The organism is Clostridium simiarum, from assembly GCF_018919175.1.
GTDB classification, from domain to species: domain Bacteria; phylum Bacillota; class Clostridia; order Clostridiales; family Clostridiaceae; genus Clostridium_L; species Clostridium_L simiarum.
In genome coordinates this window covers 202,246-217,995 of sequence record NZ_JAHLQL010000003.1, presented here as the reverse complement: position 1 = coordinate 217,995, position 15,750 = coordinate 202,246, and the positions used below count along the sequence as shown (strand labels likewise).

The 15,750-nt window shown below is 29.3% G+C and carries 19 protein-coding genes and 1 riboswitch; of the genes, 11 read left to right on the top strand and 8 right to left on the bottom strand.

The annotated features are described in order from the left end of the window. Positions 1-133: 133 nt before the first annotated feature. Together ric and KQI89_RS10865 are read left to right on the top strand one after the other, a co-directional pair. Entirely contained in the window at positions 134-832 is a 699-nt protein-coding gene (gene ric, locus KQI89_RS10870) for an iron-sulfur cluster repair di-iron protein (protein WP_216457089.1), read from the top strand. Between the two features lie 18 nt (positions 833-850). After that, on the top strand, positions 851-1,612 hold the full coding sequence (locus KQI89_RS10865) for a DUF438 domain-containing protein (RefSeq protein ID WP_216457088.1): 762 nt from the start codon (positions 851-853) through the stop codon (positions 1,610-1,612). A 290-nt stretch (positions 1,613-1,902) separates the two neighbouring features. On the opposite strand, the gene KQI89_RS10860 is transcribed toward KQI89_RS10865, so the two are convergent. Beyond that, on the bottom strand, positions 1,903-2,121 hold the full coding sequence (locus KQI89_RS10860) for a hypothetical protein (protein WP_032123425.1): 219 nt from the start codon (positions 2,119-2,121) through the stop codon (positions 1,903-1,905). Positions 2,122-2,392: 271 nt separating this feature from the next. Between KQI89_RS10860 and KQI89_RS10855 the strand changes: the two genes are divergently transcribed. The 6 genes from KQI89_RS10855 to KQI89_RS10830 all read left to right on the top strand — a co-directional run bounded on the left by KQI89_RS10855 (position 2,393) and on the right by KQI89_RS10830 (position 7,464). Continuing rightward, on the top strand, positions 2,393-2,656 hold the full coding sequence (locus KQI89_RS10855) for a transcriptional regulator (protein ID WP_216457087.1): 264 nt from the start codon (positions 2,393-2,395) through the stop codon (positions 2,654-2,656). A 20-nt stretch (positions 2,657-2,676) separates the two neighbouring features. After that, positions 2,677-2,895: a FeoA family protein gene (locus KQI89_RS10850; protein WP_216457086.1), complete on the top strand. Its 219-nt coding sequence runs from the start codon at positions 2,677-2,679 to the stop codon at positions 2,893-2,895. Between the two features lie 13 nt (positions 2,896-2,908). After that, the gene (locus tag KQI89_RS10845; protein ID WP_032123428.1) at positions 2,909-3,136 is read left to right on the top strand and encodes a FeoA family protein; all 228 of its coding nucleotides are present in this window, start codon (positions 2,909-2,911) and stop codon (positions 3,134-3,136) included. A 56-nt stretch (positions 3,137-3,192) separates the two neighbouring features. After that, positions 3,193-5,205, top strand: a complete 2,013-nt coding sequence (gene feoB, locus KQI89_RS10840) for a ferrous iron transport protein B (RefSeq protein ID WP_032123429.1) — start codon at positions 3,193-3,195, stop codon at positions 5,203-5,205. Positions 5,206-5,444: 239 nt separating this feature from the next. Further along, the gene (locus KQI89_RS10835; protein WP_216457085.1) at positions 5,445-6,431 is read left to right on the top strand and encodes a phosphodiester glycosidase family protein; all 987 of its coding nucleotides are present in this window, start codon (positions 5,445-5,447) and stop codon (positions 6,429-6,431) included. Between the two features lie 13 nt (positions 6,432-6,444). Next, positions 6,445-7,464 (top strand): hypothetical protein, encoded by a 1,020-nt coding sequence (locus KQI89_RS10830; RefSeq protein WP_216457084.1) that lies wholly within the window; start codon positions 6,445-6,447, stop codon positions 7,462-7,464. A gap of 100 nt (positions 7,465-7,564) precedes the next feature. Here KQI89_RS10830 and KQI89_RS10825 read toward each other — a convergent pair whose 3' ends face one another. Both KQI89_RS10825 and KQI89_RS10820 read right to left on the bottom strand, forming a co-directional pair. Then, on the bottom strand, positions 7,565-8,026 hold the full coding sequence (locus KQI89_RS10825) for a DMT family transporter (RefSeq protein ID WP_243125516.1): 462 nt from the start codon (positions 8,024-8,026) through the stop codon (positions 7,565-7,567). A gap of 21 nt (positions 8,027-8,047) precedes the next feature. Next, a complete protein-coding gene (locus KQI89_RS10820) occupies positions 8,048-8,470 on the bottom strand; it encodes a DMT family transporter (RefSeq protein WP_032123431.1) in 423 nt (140 codons plus the stop codon). 125 nt (positions 8,471-8,595) lie between these two features. Here KQI89_RS10820 and KQI89_RS10815 point away from each other — a divergent pair, with 125 nt between their 5' ends. After that, positions 8,596-9,294: a cyclic nucleotide-binding domain-containing protein gene (locus KQI89_RS10815; RefSeq protein WP_216457083.1), complete on the top strand. Its 699-nt coding sequence runs from the start codon at positions 8,596-8,598 to the stop codon at positions 9,292-9,294. A gap of 85 nt (positions 9,295-9,379) precedes the next feature. On the opposite strand, the gene KQI89_RS10810 is transcribed toward KQI89_RS10815, so the two are convergent. The 4 genes from KQI89_RS10810 to KQI89_RS10795 all read right to left on the bottom strand — a co-directional run bounded on the left by KQI89_RS10810 (position 9,380) and on the right by KQI89_RS10795 (position 12,084). Next, complete coding sequence (locus tag KQI89_RS10810; RefSeq protein WP_216457082.1) at positions 9,380-9,730, bottom strand: hypothetical protein; 351 nt, start codon at positions 9,728-9,730, stop codon at positions 9,380-9,382. Between the two features lie 30 nt (positions 9,731-9,760). After that, positions 9,761-10,108 carry a hypothetical protein gene (locus tag KQI89_RS10805; protein ID WP_216457081.1) on the bottom strand — a complete coding sequence of 116 codons (348 nt, stop codon included), beginning with the start codon at positions 10,106-10,108 and terminating at the stop codon, positions 9,761-9,763. 23 nt (positions 10,109-10,131) lie between these two features. Further along, entirely contained in the window at positions 10,132-11,142 is a 1,011-nt protein-coding gene (locus tag KQI89_RS10800) for a 3-oxoacyl-ACP synthase III family protein (protein WP_216457080.1), read from the bottom strand. A 474-nt stretch (positions 11,143-11,616) separates the two neighbouring features. Continuing rightward, positions 11,617-12,084 carry a sterol desaturase family protein gene (locus tag KQI89_RS10795; protein ID WP_216457079.1) on the bottom strand — a complete coding sequence of 156 codons (468 nt, stop codon included), beginning with the start codon at positions 12,082-12,084 and terminating at the stop codon, positions 11,617-11,619. A gap of 312 nt (positions 12,085-12,396) precedes the next feature. On the opposite strand from KQI89_RS10795, the gene KQI89_RS10790 reads away from it, so the two are divergent. Together KQI89_RS10790 and KQI89_RS10785 are read left to right on the top strand one after the other, a co-directional pair. Beyond that, the gene (locus KQI89_RS10790; protein WP_032123437.1) at positions 12,397-13,038 is read left to right on the top strand and encodes an undecaprenyl diphosphate synthase family protein; all 642 of its coding nucleotides are present in this window, start codon (positions 12,397-12,399) and stop codon (positions 13,036-13,038) included. Positions 13,039-13,677: 639 nt separating this feature from the next. After that, positions 13,678-13,856, top strand: a riboswitch (cobalamin riboswitch). 155 nt (positions 13,857-14,011) lie between these two features. Next, entirely contained in the window at positions 14,012-14,872 is an 861-nt protein-coding gene (locus KQI89_RS10785) for a YitT family protein (protein WP_032123438.1), read from the top strand. A 92-nt stretch (positions 14,873-14,964) separates the two neighbouring features. Here the strand turns inward: KQI89_RS10785 and KQI89_RS10780 are convergent, their stop codons facing one another. Continuing rightward, complete coding sequence (locus KQI89_RS10780) at positions 14,965-15,618, bottom strand: SIMPL domain-containing protein (RefSeq protein WP_216457078.1); 654 nt, start codon at positions 15,616-15,618, stop codon at positions 14,965-14,967. Between the last annotated feature and the right edge of the window lie 132 nt (positions 15,619-15,750).

Sequence of the window (15,750 nt, the reverse complement as noted above, 5' to 3'; positions counted from 1 at the left end):
AATAAATGATAATTTGATTTGAATCATATTATTAAATTTAAAAGAGATATAAAATCAAAACATAGCAAGAGAAAAAATAAATAAGTAATTAAAATAAATAGATAAAAGTAAAAGGTTTTAGGAGGGATAAGTTATGGATAAGGTTATACATGAAGGTCAAAAGCTTGGAGAAGTTGTTTCAATCTTCCCAAAATCAAGTGAGATATTTAACGAATTAAAAATTGATTATTGCTGTGGAGGTCATGACTCTTTAGGGGAAGCCTTAAAAGAAAAGGGATTAAATCCTAATGATATAGTAGAAAAGCTTAATGAAGAATATGAAAAGTTTATAAAATCCAATTCAGAATACAGGGATTGGAGAAAGGAAAAACCTACAGATTTAATGGAAAATATATTAAATACTCATCATAGTTTCACAAAAAAGGAACTTAAAGAAATAGATGCATTGTTATTTAAGGTTTTAAAAGTACACTTTAAACACCATGGAGCAGAACTTATGAAGGTTCATAGGCTATTTGGAACATTAAAGACAGAACTTGAGGAGCATCTAATAAAAGAAGAAGAAAATCTTTTTCCTTTAATAAAGGTATATGAAGAGACAGGGAATGAGAAGTATAAAGAAGACATATACAAATTTATAAGGGATACAGAAGATGAACACGATGCAGCTGGAGACATATTAAAAGAACTAGAACAGGTTACAAGAGACTTTAAGGCACCAGAAGGAGCATGTACAAGCTTTAAACTTGTATATGATAAGCTTCATGGATTAGAGAAAGACTTATTTATTCATATTTATAAAGAAAATAGTGTTTTATTTAATATGATTTAATTTAGGGGAGATAGAGTTATGGAAAATGAAAGAATTGAAAGCTTAACAAAGGTATTAAAAAAGTTAAATACACAAGGAATAACAGCGGAGGTAAGAGAAGAAGCTATAGAAATAGTTAAAAATATTAATCCTATAGAACTATCAATAGCAGAACAAAATCTTATTGAAGAAGGAATGGATCCTAAAGATTTGAGACATTTATGTGATATTCACATGGAGGTTTTAAAGGATGAACTAAATAAGATTAAGAGAAAAATTAAACCAGGTCATGTACTTTACACAATGATAGCTGAGCATGATGAAATTTTAGGATTCTTAACAGACTTAGAAGAGTTGAATATGGACATTCAAAGCATGGATAAGTATGATCCAAAGAATGAAAAATTTAAAGATTTAATAGTATTAGCTGATAATATATTAGATGCAGAAAAGCACCATCAAAGAGAAGAAGATGTTCTTTTTGTAGAGATGGAGAAAAGAAAAATAACAGGTCCAACAAGAATAATGAAGATGGAGCATGAGGATTTAAGAGCAAAGAAAAGAGAATTAAAAAAATTAGCTACTTCTGTAGAACATTTAAACTTTGATAAGTTTAAGGAAAGGTTAGATGAAATAGCTAAGTATATAATATTTAACCTTAGAGATCATATATTTAAGGAAAATTATATATTATATCCATCAGCTATTGAGGTTATAACAGAGGAATCTGTATGGGATAATATGAAAGAAAGATGTGATGGAATAGGCTATTGCGGTTTTACTCCATTAAGTAAAGAGTAATATATTTAAAGCAAAATAGTGCAAAGTGATTCATAGGTTCATGTGAAGTTTCATTATGAAGAATACCTCTCTCTAGCTCAATCTAGAAAGAGTAAAGATTGAATAAATATGCATGGATACTTTAACTAATAAAAAAATAGGGTTTAAAATTATTAAGAGTAAATTTTAAAAAACTCTGAAAAACTTAATTACTACATACTATATATGTATAGTATGTAGTAATAACAAAGTCCAGCAAGTAATTTGCTGGACTTTAATTTGTAATAATTTAGAATTATAAAATAAAGATTCTATTTGTACTTTTTCTCAATAAAAATATTTATTATTCCCACAGAAAATACTAAAACACCAATTATCGTTATTGAATGTATAAAGCCATTTAACAAAGGATTGTATTCACCTGTTAGGTTTCTATTAGCATAGATTGTGTTAATCATAAAGTAACCTATAGGTGAACTAAATAATATTATTATAATCCCTGATAAAAAGTATTTAAGTTGATTTTTCATAAAATACCCCCTTATAATTCCTGTTTAAATGTAATTATACCTTAGGCTATTCATTTAATTATAACACCACTACCATTAAATTACAATCTGATGTAAATTTCTGCTGAACCCCAAGAAAATTTATTTTTAGAAATTAATCTCTGCTTTATATAAGGTTAAATAAATAACTATAATATAAAATTTTCGTTATTTATTTCACTAAAAATATTGATTTTGCGTATCAGTTGATGTATCATAATAAATGATAAAGGATATCGATGGGGTGGTAGATGTGATAAAGAAAATTCTAGCAATGTTAAATGATGGTATGGATTTTTCAGATAAAGCTATTGCTAGAGAATTAGGCTTGAATGAAGAGGTGGTTCGAGACTATAAATTTAAACTAGAGGCTGGGGGATATATAAAAAAAGAAGATAGCGATTGTAATATTAGTTGTGGGGAAGGAAAAAAATGCAGCTGTTGCAGTGCATCTTTAATGCCTACAATAGTAAAGTGGTCCCTAACAGAAAAAGGGAAAAATGCTATTAATTTATAAAGTATTAGGGGGAGAGGACTATGAAGAATGTTTTAGAATTAAAAATAGGAGAAAAAGCTATAGTTAAGGATTTGGATAGAGAAAGTACAGTTAGAAGAAAGCTTTTAGAGATGGGTATAACGCCAGGAGTAGAATTATTACTTTCAGGTAAGGCACCTTTAGGAGATCCAGTTGAAATAACTATTAGAGGATATAAATTAACATTAAGAAAAAATGAAGCCAAGGGAATATTAATATAAAGGAGGGGATTTTATGAACATGCCTTTAGGATTTGTTAGAGACGGTAAAAAAGCAATTATAAATAAGTTAATGCTTCAGGAAGATATGAATAAGAAACTTCAAGAAATGGGATTCTTTAATGGGGCAGAGGTACAAGTTATAAAAAATGATGGACGTTCAGTAATTGTATCTTTGGGCGGTGGAAGACTTGCTTTAGGAAAGGGAATGGCTAATAAGATCATGATTGAAGAAGTTAGCTAAATATTTTTTAGTTAACAGTTGATAATGAGATTCATATAATATAAGGGGGATAGGACATGATTACAATAGCTTTAGCTGGTAATCCCAATTGTGGAAAAACTAGCTTGTTTAATGTGTTTACAGGAGCAAGGCAACATGTAGGAAACTGGCCTGGTGTAACTGTAGAAAAAAAAGAGGGGATTCTTAAAAAAGAAGACAAAGAGTTTAAGGTAGTTGATTTACCAGGGACATATAGTTTGGGAGCTTATTCGGAGGATGAAGTTGTAGCTAGAAATTTTATATTAGACGGAGGATCTCAAGCTGTAATTAATGTTGTAGATGCTACTAATCTAGAAAGAAATCTATATTTGACAGTTCAAATGCTTGAAATGGGTGCAAATGTGATTGTAGCACTTAACATGATGGACGAAGCAGAAAAACAAGGTGTTAAAATAGATGTGAAGGCTTTGTCAAAAGCACTAGGAATTCCAGTAGTGCCTACAGTGGTTATTAAGAAAAAAGGTGTAGAAGAATTAATTAGTGCCACTGAAAAGCATAGCGGTGCTGAAGGAAAAATACTTCATATAGACTATGGTAAGGAATTAAATGATGAAATAGATTTATTAGAAAGTAAGCTACAAAATGTAAGTAATAAATTAAAATATTCAGCTAGATGGATAGCTATAAAACTTTTAGAAAATGATACTAAGATCAAAGAACAATTAGAATCACTAAATGAAACAAGCATATTAAGTGAAGTTAACTTAGCTATAGATAGGGTTACCAAGGCTACAGGTTTTGAGCCAGAAATGAGCATAGTTGATAAAAGGTATACCTATATAACAAGTATTACAGAAAATATACTAAAAAGAAAGCAAGCTTCAGAAACCTTATCTGACAAGATAGATAGGATAGTCACAAATAAATTTTTAGGATTACCTATATTTGCTTTAATAATGTATTTTGTATATGAATTAACTTTTAAAATAGGTAAGGATATCTTCCAAGATACACTAGAAGGATGGATTGGAACTTTTGGAGAGTGGGCTTCAGAAGGTATCGCAGCCCTAACAGGTAGTGATTTTATTGGAGCGTTTATACAGGAAGCAGTAATTGGTGGGGTAGGTACAGTTATAAGTTTCTTACCTTTAATAATGGTTATGTACCTTTTAATAGGTCTATTAGAAGACTCAGGATATATGGCAAGAGCCGCCTATGTTATGGATAGAATTATGAGAAGTCTTGGATTACATGGTAAAACATTTATCTCGATGATAGTTTCAACTGGATGTAATGTTCCTGGGATAATGGCAACTAGGACTCTTGAGAGCAAAAAGGATAGGATGATTGCTATTTTAATAAATCCTTTTGTTTCTTGCGGAGCTAGGCTACCAGTTTATGGAATATTCATAGCAGCATTTTTCCCTCATAAAGAAGGACTTGTATTATTTTCATTATATGCTTTAGGAATTATAGTGGCTTTAATTTGTGGATTTATACTATCAAAAACTGTGTTTAAGGGAGAAAGTTCATACTTTGTTATGGAACTTCCACCTTATAGGATGCCTTCCATTAAAAATGTATTAACACTTATGTGGGATAAAGCTGGCGCATTCTTTAAAAAGGCATTTGTTGTTATTTTACCTGTAATGACTATATTATGGTTCTTATCAGTAATGCCTTTTGGTGTGGAACAATACAGTGATGAATCCATATTAGGAAGGATAGGGATGATCTTTGCACCTATACTAGCACCAGCAGGCTTTGGTACTTGGCAAGCATCAATAAGTTTACTTGCAGGTATATTAGCTAAAGAATCAGTTACAGGAACTATGGGAATGATTTATGCAGGAACAGATGCTGGAGAGGCATTAATTGCTGCATTAGGAACCATATTTACTCCGTTAACAGCAGTATCATTTATGGTAATGTCTCTACTATATACTCCTTGTATAGTAGCTTTAGGAGCTGTAAAGAGAGAAACAAACTCATGGAAGTGGACGATATTTACAGCAGTCTATACCTTTATAGTGGCATACATTGTTTCAGTATTAATTTACCAAATAGGATCATTATTAGGATTTGCATAGATAAGATTTATATAAAAACAGTAGAGGGGCTAAAGTCCTTCTACTGTTTTTATGATTAGGATAGTTTAAAGAGAACTGATATAAGAACAATTAGTTGAAATTTTTATGTCAAAATGTGTAGTATATTATTCATATAAAATCCCGATATTTGACAAATTGTGTGTGAAGCATATGTTATTATAAATACATGAAATAGGCATATTTCACAAAAATTATTTGCAAAAGGGGTTTGAAAAACAATGAAAAATTTTAAAAAGAAATATCTATATTATTTTTGTTTTTTTATAATTTTTACAATGGTTTCCTTTCCTATTTTGTTGTTACATACTCCTTTTTTTAAGAGAGCTAGAAAAGTTTATGTTGGCTCCGCGGTTATGAGTACAAGCCACCAGTGGTTAGCAACAAAGTTTTTATCTACTAATAAGATTAATAATATCCTAATGGAACAAATTGACGAAGGTAAGGAACTTAAAAGTAATGAGGATACTGTAAAGGTATCTAAAACCCAAGATGAAACCATTGATTTTTTAAAGATTAATAATGCTAGGTATAATGGGTATGTAATGTTAGTACATAATCCAAAGCGAGTTAAGGTGGCATATTCAGATAACTCAGGGAGAAAAGGCGAAGAAATTTCAGCTATTGTGGAAAAGAATAATGCCCTTGCTGGAGTTAATGGTGGAGGATTTACTCCAAACTTTGATGATAGGAGCAGTGAATACAGTAATATTCCTTTAGGAATTATTATATCAGAAGGGAATTTAATATATCCAGAAGATGAGGATAAGATTAATTTAAGTGATGAAATGGAGATCTGTGCTATAACTAAAGAAGGTATTCTTATAGTTGGCAGTTATTCATACAAAGAATTAGTTAATTTAAATGTACAAGAAGCAGTAAGTTTTGGCCCCATATTAATAAAAGAAGGTAAAGCTGTAGACATAAGATATAATTCTATTTGGGGTGGAGGGATGAGCCAAAGAACTGTAATTGGACAGAAATATGATGGTTCAATTATTTTAATTGTAATTGAGGGAAATCTTCATCCTAGAGCAGGAGCAAGTCTAGCTGAACTTCAGCAATTAATGTTAGATTTAGGAGCCATTAATGCTATGAATCTTGATGGTGGAAATTCTGTTATTATGTATAAGGATGGAAAGGCAGTTAATGAACCAAAGGGATCTCAAGCTTCAAGAAATTTATCTTCAGCTATAATTGTGAAATAGTGAGGTTTATTGTATGAAGAAACTTAAAGGACTTATTATTATTGCTGTTATATCAATAATATTTCAATGCGTTTTATTAGTATTTTTAGATAGGTATTATCTGGTAGATAATTATAATTTTGAAGTAACTTATTTAGAAAAAGTATTCAGTAATAATATCACGAGAGAACTTCCTAAGGATCTAGGTGAAAAGTTAATTTCTTGTGATGGTAAGTACATAGCATATTATGAAAATTTAAGTATAAAGATAATCAATATATTAAGTGGAGAAGAAAGCTATATAGTACCTGAAGAAGATAAAAAGATAGATTATTTTAATTGGTCAGAAGATGGTAAAGAGATTATAATAGCTGAAAAAGGGAATGAAATCAATTTGGATAAGATAGATATATGTTCATATGATGTGGAAAATAATAAAAGAAGTAATATTTATAAAATTAAAGATATGAACTCAAACCACTCCATATTTTTAATAAAAAAATCAGCTAATAAAAATATTACTTACATAGGATATGGTGATGATAGTGAAAAAAATATAATAAAGGTTAAAAGTGGTTCTGATATAAAAAAATTAGACTTACAAATAAAAGAGATAAATTATTTCTATATTTTACCTAATGAAGAAGAGATAATCTATACTGATATTACAAAAACTAATATTTATTCAAGCTTAGACAATAAAAAACTTTCTTTAAAAGATAATGTTACAAATAAATTTATTCATATGGATTATCATGGTAGACTTTATTTTGAAGAAGTTAAGGATGGTAAAGTAAATAAGGTGAAATTATATACAATGGACACTGATGGTAACTTAGTCAGAGGGGATACCATAGATGTTAGTAGTGATGAAAAATCTGTTTTTATAAATAATAAGGGACAAATTCTTATTAATAATAAATCTTTGGGTATTATAACGAGTTTAAAAGATAACAAAGAATATAAGTATCAGGGGGATTTATTAAATGTTTATGATAATGGATTTTATACGGTTTTTAATAATAGGTTAATTCAATATAAATTAGATTTCTAAGTTGTGTAATTAAAATAGAAAGGAGCTAACTTTATATCTAAGGTTAGCTCCTTTTATGCAAGTATTATGGAATAAAACTAAAATATTTTTGTAATAACCACTAGGCTAAATCTTCACATCTATTAGAACTTAAATCTTTCTTATCTATATTAGAGTTGTATACTAAGCCTAATATAATAAATATACAACCTATAAACTTTCCTTTTGAAATAGGATTTCCAAAGATGTAATCTACAATTATACCTGTAACAATTTGACCTATAAAAATTAATAATGTGGAATATATCACAGGTATTTTAGGTATTACTATATTTGAAAGTATTACAACAGCAACTCCTACCATACCACCTAAGTAAGCCCATAAAGGTATGTCTAAAAAGCCTTGACTTGAGATTTTAAAAAGTGATCCATTAAATAAACAGACTAAAAGTATACATATTAAACCTACAGTATAGTTTATAATAGTACCTTGGATAACGCCTATTTCTTTGCCTAGTCTTGAGTTTATTATAGAGGCTAAGGTAACTAGAGCCCCGCCTATAAATGCTAAAAATATATACAAAATAATACGCCTCCTTTTAAATTAGTATATAAGCATAATAACTATCCCTAAGGAAATAAATAAAAGTCCTATAAGTTTTTTACTTTTGAATTTGTGAACTGCCATATTAAATAATCCAAAGTGGTCTATTAATATGGATAATACAAGTTGTCCAAGTAGGGCTATAGATAAAGTTAAAGAAGCACCTAGGTTTTTAAAACATATGCTATTAAAAATTACAATGAATATACCTATGGCTCCTCCAGTAAATAAATAAAAAGGAGTCTCTTTTTTTAATTTCATCTTATTTTTAGTTATAATTAATACTGTTAATACTGATAATAAGCCAACTACATGAACAATTAAGGTTGAAGTATAATAACCTAAATAATTAGATAATCCTCCGTTAAGGGTAATCATTATAGAAATAAGGATACCCACCACTACAGCTAATAGATTATTCATATTTTAATCCCCCATTTTTAATATTCTTAACTAATTTATAGCATGAAGTCTTTGTAAATTAATATGACATATGTCACAAAAAATACAAAATATATAATATACTAAAGTGAGAAGGTGAGGGTGTTATGATTAAGGTAAAAGATAAACATAAGCTTGATTATTATATAGAAAAGTATAATATAGAGGATATTTTTGAAGGAAACATGAATCCATATATGGAGCTGTTTTTATTTGATAAAAATGAGCATATTTATAGAGCTGGTGACCCTATGTACTATTTTTATTTCTTAGTTAAAGGAAAAGCAAAAGTATATAATCTTCTTCAGAATGGGAAAAGTCTTTTGCTAAAGTTTTATAAACCATTAATAATAATTGGTGATGTAGAGTGTATTGACATAGACAAGGCTGATTCTAATATTCAAGCTATAGAACAGTGCTTATGCATAGCTATATCCATGGATAATATAAGAAAGTATGCTATAAATGATTGTAAGTTTTTAAAATATATATGTAAGGAACTAGGGGTTAAATTGAGTAGCATTTCTAAATATAGTGCTATAAATCTTTTATATCCTTTGGAGAGTAGGTTTGCTAGTTATCTTTTAGCTATTACTCCAGAAAAAAATCATTGCTCTAAAGTGCATGAGATATATACAGATAAGATTACAGAAATAGCAGAACTTCTAGGAGCTAGCTATAGACATTTGATTAGAGTGATTCATAAATTTGAAGAGCAAAATATAATAAAAAAGCAGAGGGGCTCTATAATAATACTTGATAGGAAAGCTTTGGATGATATAGCAGAGGATATATATGAAGTTTGAAGCTGAAAGGATATAGTAGGACTTTTTTTATGTAATAAATATATTAGAGGCACTGAGCATTCAGTACCTCTAAAAATCTTATTATTTAACTATTTAAAAATTTTTCTGCATCAGTGATGCTAGTGAAGAGGCTTTCTTGAGATTCTTCAAATACTCTTCTTATTTGCATTTTAAACACTGCAGAGCTTACTACGAATGCACATTTATTATAACCTTTTTTCTTAGCATAGGCCTTAGTTTCATTAAGCTTTTCATTAACTTCAGGAAGAACTACTGAAGCCTTTGATAAATCAGTGCACATATTAAAGTTTGCTTTTGCACCATCTATAGTTCTTTTTAAATCCTTTACATAATTATCAGCTTGTTGAAGATCCATATTTCCTTCAACTAAAATATAAATACAGTTCTTTGAATTATCATATCTTATAGTGTACATTTAAAATCCCCCTCATGTAAATAAAGATTATTAGCTATTAAGGTAATGTTCAGCATCTTTAATATTATTAAAGGCATTATTTAATCCTTTAAATGGGTTAGACAAGTTACTATTAAAAGCTTCTACACTTAAAATAACTGCTACTTTATACAGTTTTTTCTCCTTGCCATAATTTCTTATAACCTCAAAGTTACTGCTTTTATCTAGGACTGAAATATCACAATTTTGTAGATTAGCACTAACTGTAAAATTAGGTTCAACATTGTTTAAGCAAGTCAGCATTTCACTTATATAATCTTGCTCATCTGTTTCAGATAATTTCCCTGAAATTTCAATATAGATTCTGTTTTTTTCTTTAGAATAAGAAATTTTATACATTAATATCACCTTCTAAGAACATATTACCATTTTATTATGGCAGCAATGTGATTTTCACCAGCTCCTGAGGAGGCAATTAATAGATTTTCACCTTCTTTAAGTAAGCCCTTCTTTTTAGCTTCATAAAGGTTTACTGGTATTGAGGATGAAGCAAGGTTTCCATGCTTACGGAATGTTTGGTAAGAACGTTCTTTAGGAATATTAATTGAATCTCTCCATGCATCATGAGCCCAATCTGCTGGTTGATGAGATAAAAACATATGTATATCATTTGAAGTCATACTAGCTTTTTTTAGTAGCTTTTCAAGAAGCTCTTGCATTATATTAACAGAGTTTTTTCCAACACCATTTGTTTTAACTGGATTTGTTGTAAGAAATGGTCTCATTGGAGATGGTTCAAAGTGTCTTCTACTTTTTTGGTTTAATGGCATTCTTTCAGCAAGGGTAAATGCATCATGATAATATCCATCAGAATTACAACAGGATGCTACGTATCCTCTACCTTCGGGAACTGGTCCCATAACAATAGCCCCTGCTCCATCACCTGCATATACACTTAAATAATCTGAGTAATCAACAAGCTTTGAATGGAATACAGAGGTAACAATTAAAATATTTTTGAATTCCCCCATTGCGATTAGGTTTGAGGCAGTAGTAAGCATTGTAATAAAGCTTGAGCAACATGTATCTATATGCCAAGCACCTGCATTTTTTAATCCTAATTTGTGTTGAACTAAGCTAGCATTGCTAGGAATTATTTGATCTTGAAGCATAGAATGTACCATAATAAGATCGATTTCATCTTTTGAAATAGCAGCGTCTTCAATTGCTATTTCCGCAGCCTGTGTTTCAGCATCTGAAGGCATTATATCAACTGGAAATACTCTTCTTTCATCAATTCTATCAAAGGGACTCTTTCTTCCAACTGGTAGGTTAACTAATTCAATATTTTCCCAAAAACTATTTTTTCTAATTTCTTCTGGTATGTACGCACCCACTCCTATAATTCCAGCAGGTACAATTTCTTTCAACATTTAAATACCCCCCAACTATAATAAAAAGTTTAATGTTTTAACCAATGATTCAAATTATTATACAAGTTTAAATGAAAAGATTAGTCAAAATAATTACAAAATGGTATATACTTATTTATTCAACAAAATACTGTATTTTCCTTTGAAAATTAACCTTTTTTTATAATAATTTACCAGCATATATCAACATTATTTTTGTTAAAATGAATTAAAAAGTATAAATTTATATAAAAAATATAAATAGTTTATAAAATTTTAAAAAAATATACTTTGTACTATAAGAATTTTACTGTTAAGGAAACAAATAGATATGAAAAATTTATATTAAAAAAATAACATGAAAGTTATCATAAATAATATGGTGTTTAGATTAAGCTATTGTTGATAGTTAAATGAGTCTAAAGGACTGTAATAATTATTGAAGGCTACTGATAAAATCAGTAGCCTTCAATAATATTTTTAAGTTAATATATGTTACCTTTTGGTTCTAAATACTTTGTCCCAAAACCTTGTTGCCATTCCATAATTGGAATTGTAGATATAGTGATGAACCCTATGGTGTTCCTTTAATCTCTGAAAGAATTTAAGTTTTTCTAATCTAGCATTATTGCTTTTATGGAAATAATAATGCAAATATTCTACCCACAAAGTATAGACAATGCTTATAGTGATAAACAAAATTCCTAAATAAATGTTTAGGGTAGATATTATTAAAGATATAGGTAGAGCAAGTAAAATGTTGCTTAAAATATATTTTTTACTTGAAACTACATCTACAGAATTTACTTTACTAAGCTGGTAAGACTTAATTCCGTGAAATTTTTTATGATGATTTGTTATATGTATCTGCTTTGGGGAATGATGGAGAGCAAATCTATGAAGACAGTACTCAACTAAAGATGAATATAGTAAAGCTGATATTATAGTTAAAAATAGCCACATGTGTAATCCCTCCTTTTAATTTTGCTATTCTTTGACTTAGACAAAGAATTATTAAAAACAATTTAAAGTTAGTTGATAACAATTATCATATAAATCATTATAACTCAAAATATTAAATCTTGCGATTAATATTTTATTATTATTGAACATTAATTTATTTTTAGCCTCTATATAAGTATATACACACTTAATAATTTCAATGGTTATTTTTCTTACAAATGTTAATAATATAAAAGCAAGGCATTTATTATATAAGAAAATCAAAGATTAATTAATGCTTATGAAATATATGTAATATTTGAGGTGAACAAAATGAGAGTACCAAGTCATATAGGAATAATTCCTGATGGAAATAGAAGATGGGCTGTAAATAAAGGATTATCGAAAGAAAATGGTTACGAATCAGGTATTGACCCTGGATTGCTACTTTTTAAGCTATGTCAAAGGGAAGGCGTTCAGGAGATAACCTACTATGGATTCACTGCAGATAATACCAAAAGACCTATGGAACAAAGAAAAGCTTTTACCAAGGCATGTATTAATGCTGTAAGAATACTTTCAAAAGAGGACGCTGAACTACTTGTGGTAGGTAACACTAAATCTCCTATGTTTCCCATAGAGTTACTTCCATATACAACTAGAAAAGTATTTGGTAAGGGGGGGATAAAGGTTAATTTTCTAGTGAATTACAGTTGGAAGTGGGATATTGATCATTTAAAAACCTCTAAATCTAGAAGTAATAATATTATACAGCAAATTGAGTCCTATGATGTTTCAAGAGTAGACTTGATTATACGTTGGGGAGGTCGCAGAAGGTTAAGTGGATTTCTACCTGTACAGTCTATTTATTCAGATTTTTATGTGGTAGAAGAGTATTGGCCTGATTTTAAGCCAGGTCACTTTTATGATGCGTTGAGTTGGTATAATGATCAAGACATAACTCTAGGAGGGTAACCTATAGCATACATATATAAAACTACTTTCTTCTTATGAGGTAGGATTTTTTCTCTTTAAATCTGGTGCTAATGGCTAAATTTGAAATTGAATAATTTATGTAAATGTAATATGATTGTTATATAATAAAATCTAATAACTAGTCTTAAGTATCTTTAATAATCTTCAATAGAGAAATAGGGTAATAGCTACTATAGAATGATAAGCTACAAGTAATGACAAAATTTAGATATTTTGAGTAGCCTTAGAAGGATATATATAGTTAACCTACAAATTAGGATACTTACCTAAAATGGACATGAAAACTTGGAGGAAAGAAAAATCATAAATCAGAACAATAAGATTATTGGTTTTTGGATGTGATCCGTTTAGGTTTATTGATTTATATAATTATAAAAATAATTTTTAACCTCCGTTTTTTACGGAGGTTTTATTTTAAATAGCTAAATTATGTGGCAAAAATTTTCGGAAATAATTTCATCATATAACTACTATCCGTGATAATAAAAGTTTATATAAATGATAGGTAACGGATGTTATGTTCTTTTATAAGTTCTTCTAAGTTTTAGATGGAGCAGGGTATACCTTTTAATCAAACTTCATCTGAAGAGAAGAATCACTTTATAATATATTGAATAATTTAATATTAGGATTATAGGTGCTCTATTCAATAGAGGTAAAAGGGAAAGTGGTTAAAAGCCACTACAGCCCCCGCTACTGTAATGGAAGACAAATCTAATAAACCACTGGCTTAGGCTGGGAAGGTTAGAAGAGGATGAGACCAGAGTCAGGAAACCTGCCTACAATCTTAAAGTAATCTTTCGGAGGGGAGGATTAAATATGAAATGTATTAACAAAGGCTTCAAAGAGGTGCTTTTATTATACAGTTTTAATTATTTTAGAAAAATCCCACTGTGATTTTTACGCTATAATTTGATAAATTAAATATATTTAATGTTGGGAGAGTATTTAAATGGTTAAAAAAGAAAAAGAAAGTGACTTGTATAGTAAAATAGTAAAAATTTTAATAGGGAGTTTCCTTTATTCTATTGCAATTAATGCATTTATAATACCACACAAACTTTTAAGTGGAGGTGTAGCTGGAATTGCACTTATCCTTCAATATATTTCAAGTATACCATCAGGATACTGGGTTTTTATTATTAATATACCAGTATTTATAATAGGATATAAACTGGTAAATAAAGAGTTTGTATTTCTAAGTTTTATTGGAATGATGTCCATGTCTCTTTTTCTAGTTTTAACTAAGGACATAGTAGGCTTTTTAAAGTTAGATGATATTGTGCTTTCAACTTTGATGGGAGCAGTTCTGAGTGGGGTTGGAATGGGGCTTATTTTTAAAGAGGGGGCCTCCCAGGGTGGAACAGATATTGTAGCTATTATTCTCAGAAGAAGAAATGGGACAAAGATGTCAACCTTATATTTTGCTTTAAATGGGATAATTGCCATGCTTGGAATCTTTATTACAAACTTACAACTAACATTATACACAGTAGTATTAATGTATATAAAGTCTGTGGTTATAGACAAGGTACTTAACAGTTTTAACAAGAAAAAAATTCTAATAATAATAACCTCAAAGGAAGAGGAAGTATCAAAGGTTATAATAAACAAGATAGGTAGAGGCACTACCTTCCTTTATGGAGAAGGTGCTTATACTGGAGTAAAAAGAAAGATAATTTATTGTGTTGTTGGAGAAAATGAACTAAATAAAGTGAAAAAATTAATAGAAGAAATAGATGAAACAGCTTTAATATCTGTTTCAGAGGCTGTAGATGTTCAAGGAAACGGATTTTTAAAATCTGCTGTTTAAATTAATAGTTTTTAATATAAAGGAGAAAAGCGTAGGCTTTTCTCCTTTATTATCTTAAAGATGGAAATTAGATGCTTTAATTATTAAAAAAATTAATAATTAAAAATAGCTTCTATTTTTGCATTAATACTTATCTCTCCAGGAAGTATTGGAGTAGTAGCTGCGGTAAGTTGTAACATAGAAGCTTGTGGTACAGCTTTTGAGTAACTTTCTTCTATAATTTTACAGGGAATTTCATTTACATTTACCCCTAGTTTATTACCAACTTCTAGTGCTTTTATTACAGCATTTCTTATAGCTAGATTTAGAGCTTGATTGTAGTATATAGAAGGATCTTCTAGATCAAACACTATGTTAGATACACTATTGGCACCGCTTGAGGTAGCACTATCAATTACTTCCCCTATTCTGCTTAGATCTTTCATGGTTACAGATAGAATATTTGTAACTTTGTAACCTCTAAATACTTGTTTACCTTCTACAAAATCGTATTGAGGTTCAATATTGTAAGATGCTGTTTGAATCTGATTTTTAGGAATCCCCATTTGATATAATTGGTTTATTACAGAAGTGGATTTTAATGTGTTTTCTCTTTGAGCCTCCTCTAAACTAATGTTTTCTGTAATGACACCTAATCTTATGATAGCCATGTTAGGCTCTACCTTTAACATTCCTACTCCATTAATCTTCATGGTACCATGATTTTGCCATGTTGGGTTTGAATTATAAAATCCATAGTTTATCATATATTTTATATCCTTTCCTCATTAATAAAGTACTACTACATATATACTCAGGGAGTGTTGATTTTGTGTGAATCTCCTTTATAGTCTACTCTTTACTTCATTTTGAAGAAGATAGAGTAAAGAGTATTTAGT

Excerpts from the sequence above, each read along its gene's own strand:
- ric (WP_216457089.1), top strand. The coding sequence starts at position 134 with ATGGATAAGGTTATACATGAAGGTCAAAAGCTTGGAGAAGTTGTTTCA.
- KQI89_RS10865 (WP_216457088.1), top strand. The coding sequence starts at position 851 with ATGGAAAATGAAAGAATTGAAAGCTTAACAAAGGTATTAAAAAAGTTA.
- KQI89_RS10860 (WP_032123425.1), bottom strand. The coding sequence starts at position 2,121 with ATGAAAAATCAACTTAAATACTTTTTATCAGGGATTATAATAATATTA.
- KQI89_RS10850 (WP_216457086.1), top strand. The coding sequence starts at position 2,677 with ATGAAGAATGTTTTAGAATTAAAAATAGGAGAAAAAGCTATAGTTAAG.
- KQI89_RS10845 (WP_032123428.1), top strand. The coding sequence starts at position 2,909 with ATGAACATGCCTTTAGGATTTGTTAGAGACGGTAAAAAAGCAATTATA.
- feoB (WP_032123429.1), top strand. The coding sequence starts at position 3,193 with ATGATTACAATAGCTTTAGCTGGTAATCCCAATTGTGGAAAAACTAGC.
- KQI89_RS10835 (WP_216457085.1), top strand. The coding sequence starts at position 5,445 with ATGAAAAATTTTAAAAAGAAATATCTATATTATTTTTGTTTTTTTATA.
- KQI89_RS10830 (WP_216457084.1), top strand. The coding sequence starts at position 6,445 with ATGAAGAAACTTAAAGGACTTATTATTATTGCTGTTATATCAATAATA.
- KQI89_RS10820 (WP_032123431.1), bottom strand. The coding sequence starts at position 8,470 with ATGAATAATCTATTAGCTGTAGTGGTGGGTATCCTTATTTCTATAATG.
- KQI89_RS10815 (WP_216457083.1), top strand. The coding sequence starts at position 8,596 with ATGATTAAGGTAAAAGATAAACATAAGCTTGATTATTATATAGAAAAG.
- KQI89_RS10810 (WP_216457082.1), bottom strand. The coding sequence starts at position 9,730 with ATGTACACTATAAGATATGATAATTCAAAGAACTGTATTTATATTTTA.
- KQI89_RS10805 (WP_216457081.1), bottom strand. The coding sequence starts at position 10,108 with ATGTATAAAATTTCTTATTCTAAAGAAAAAAACAGAATCTATATTGAA.
- KQI89_RS10800 (WP_216457080.1), bottom strand. The coding sequence starts at position 11,142 with ATGTTGAAAGAAATTGTACCTGCTGGAATTATAGGAGTGGGTGCGTAC.
- KQI89_RS10795 (WP_216457079.1), bottom strand. The coding sequence starts at position 12,084 with ATGTGGCTATTTTTAACTATAATATCAGCTTTACTATATTCATCTTTA.
- KQI89_RS10790 (WP_032123437.1), top strand. The coding sequence starts at position 12,397 with ATGAGAGTACCAAGTCATATAGGAATAATTCCTGATGGAAATAGAAGA.
- KQI89_RS10785 (WP_032123438.1), top strand. The coding sequence starts at position 14,012 with ATGGTTAAAAAAGAAAAAGAAAGTGACTTGTATAGTAAAATAGTAAAA.
- KQI89_RS10780 (WP_216457078.1), bottom strand. The coding sequence starts at position 15,618 with ATGATAAACTATGGATTTTATAATTCAAACCCAACATGGCAAAATCAT.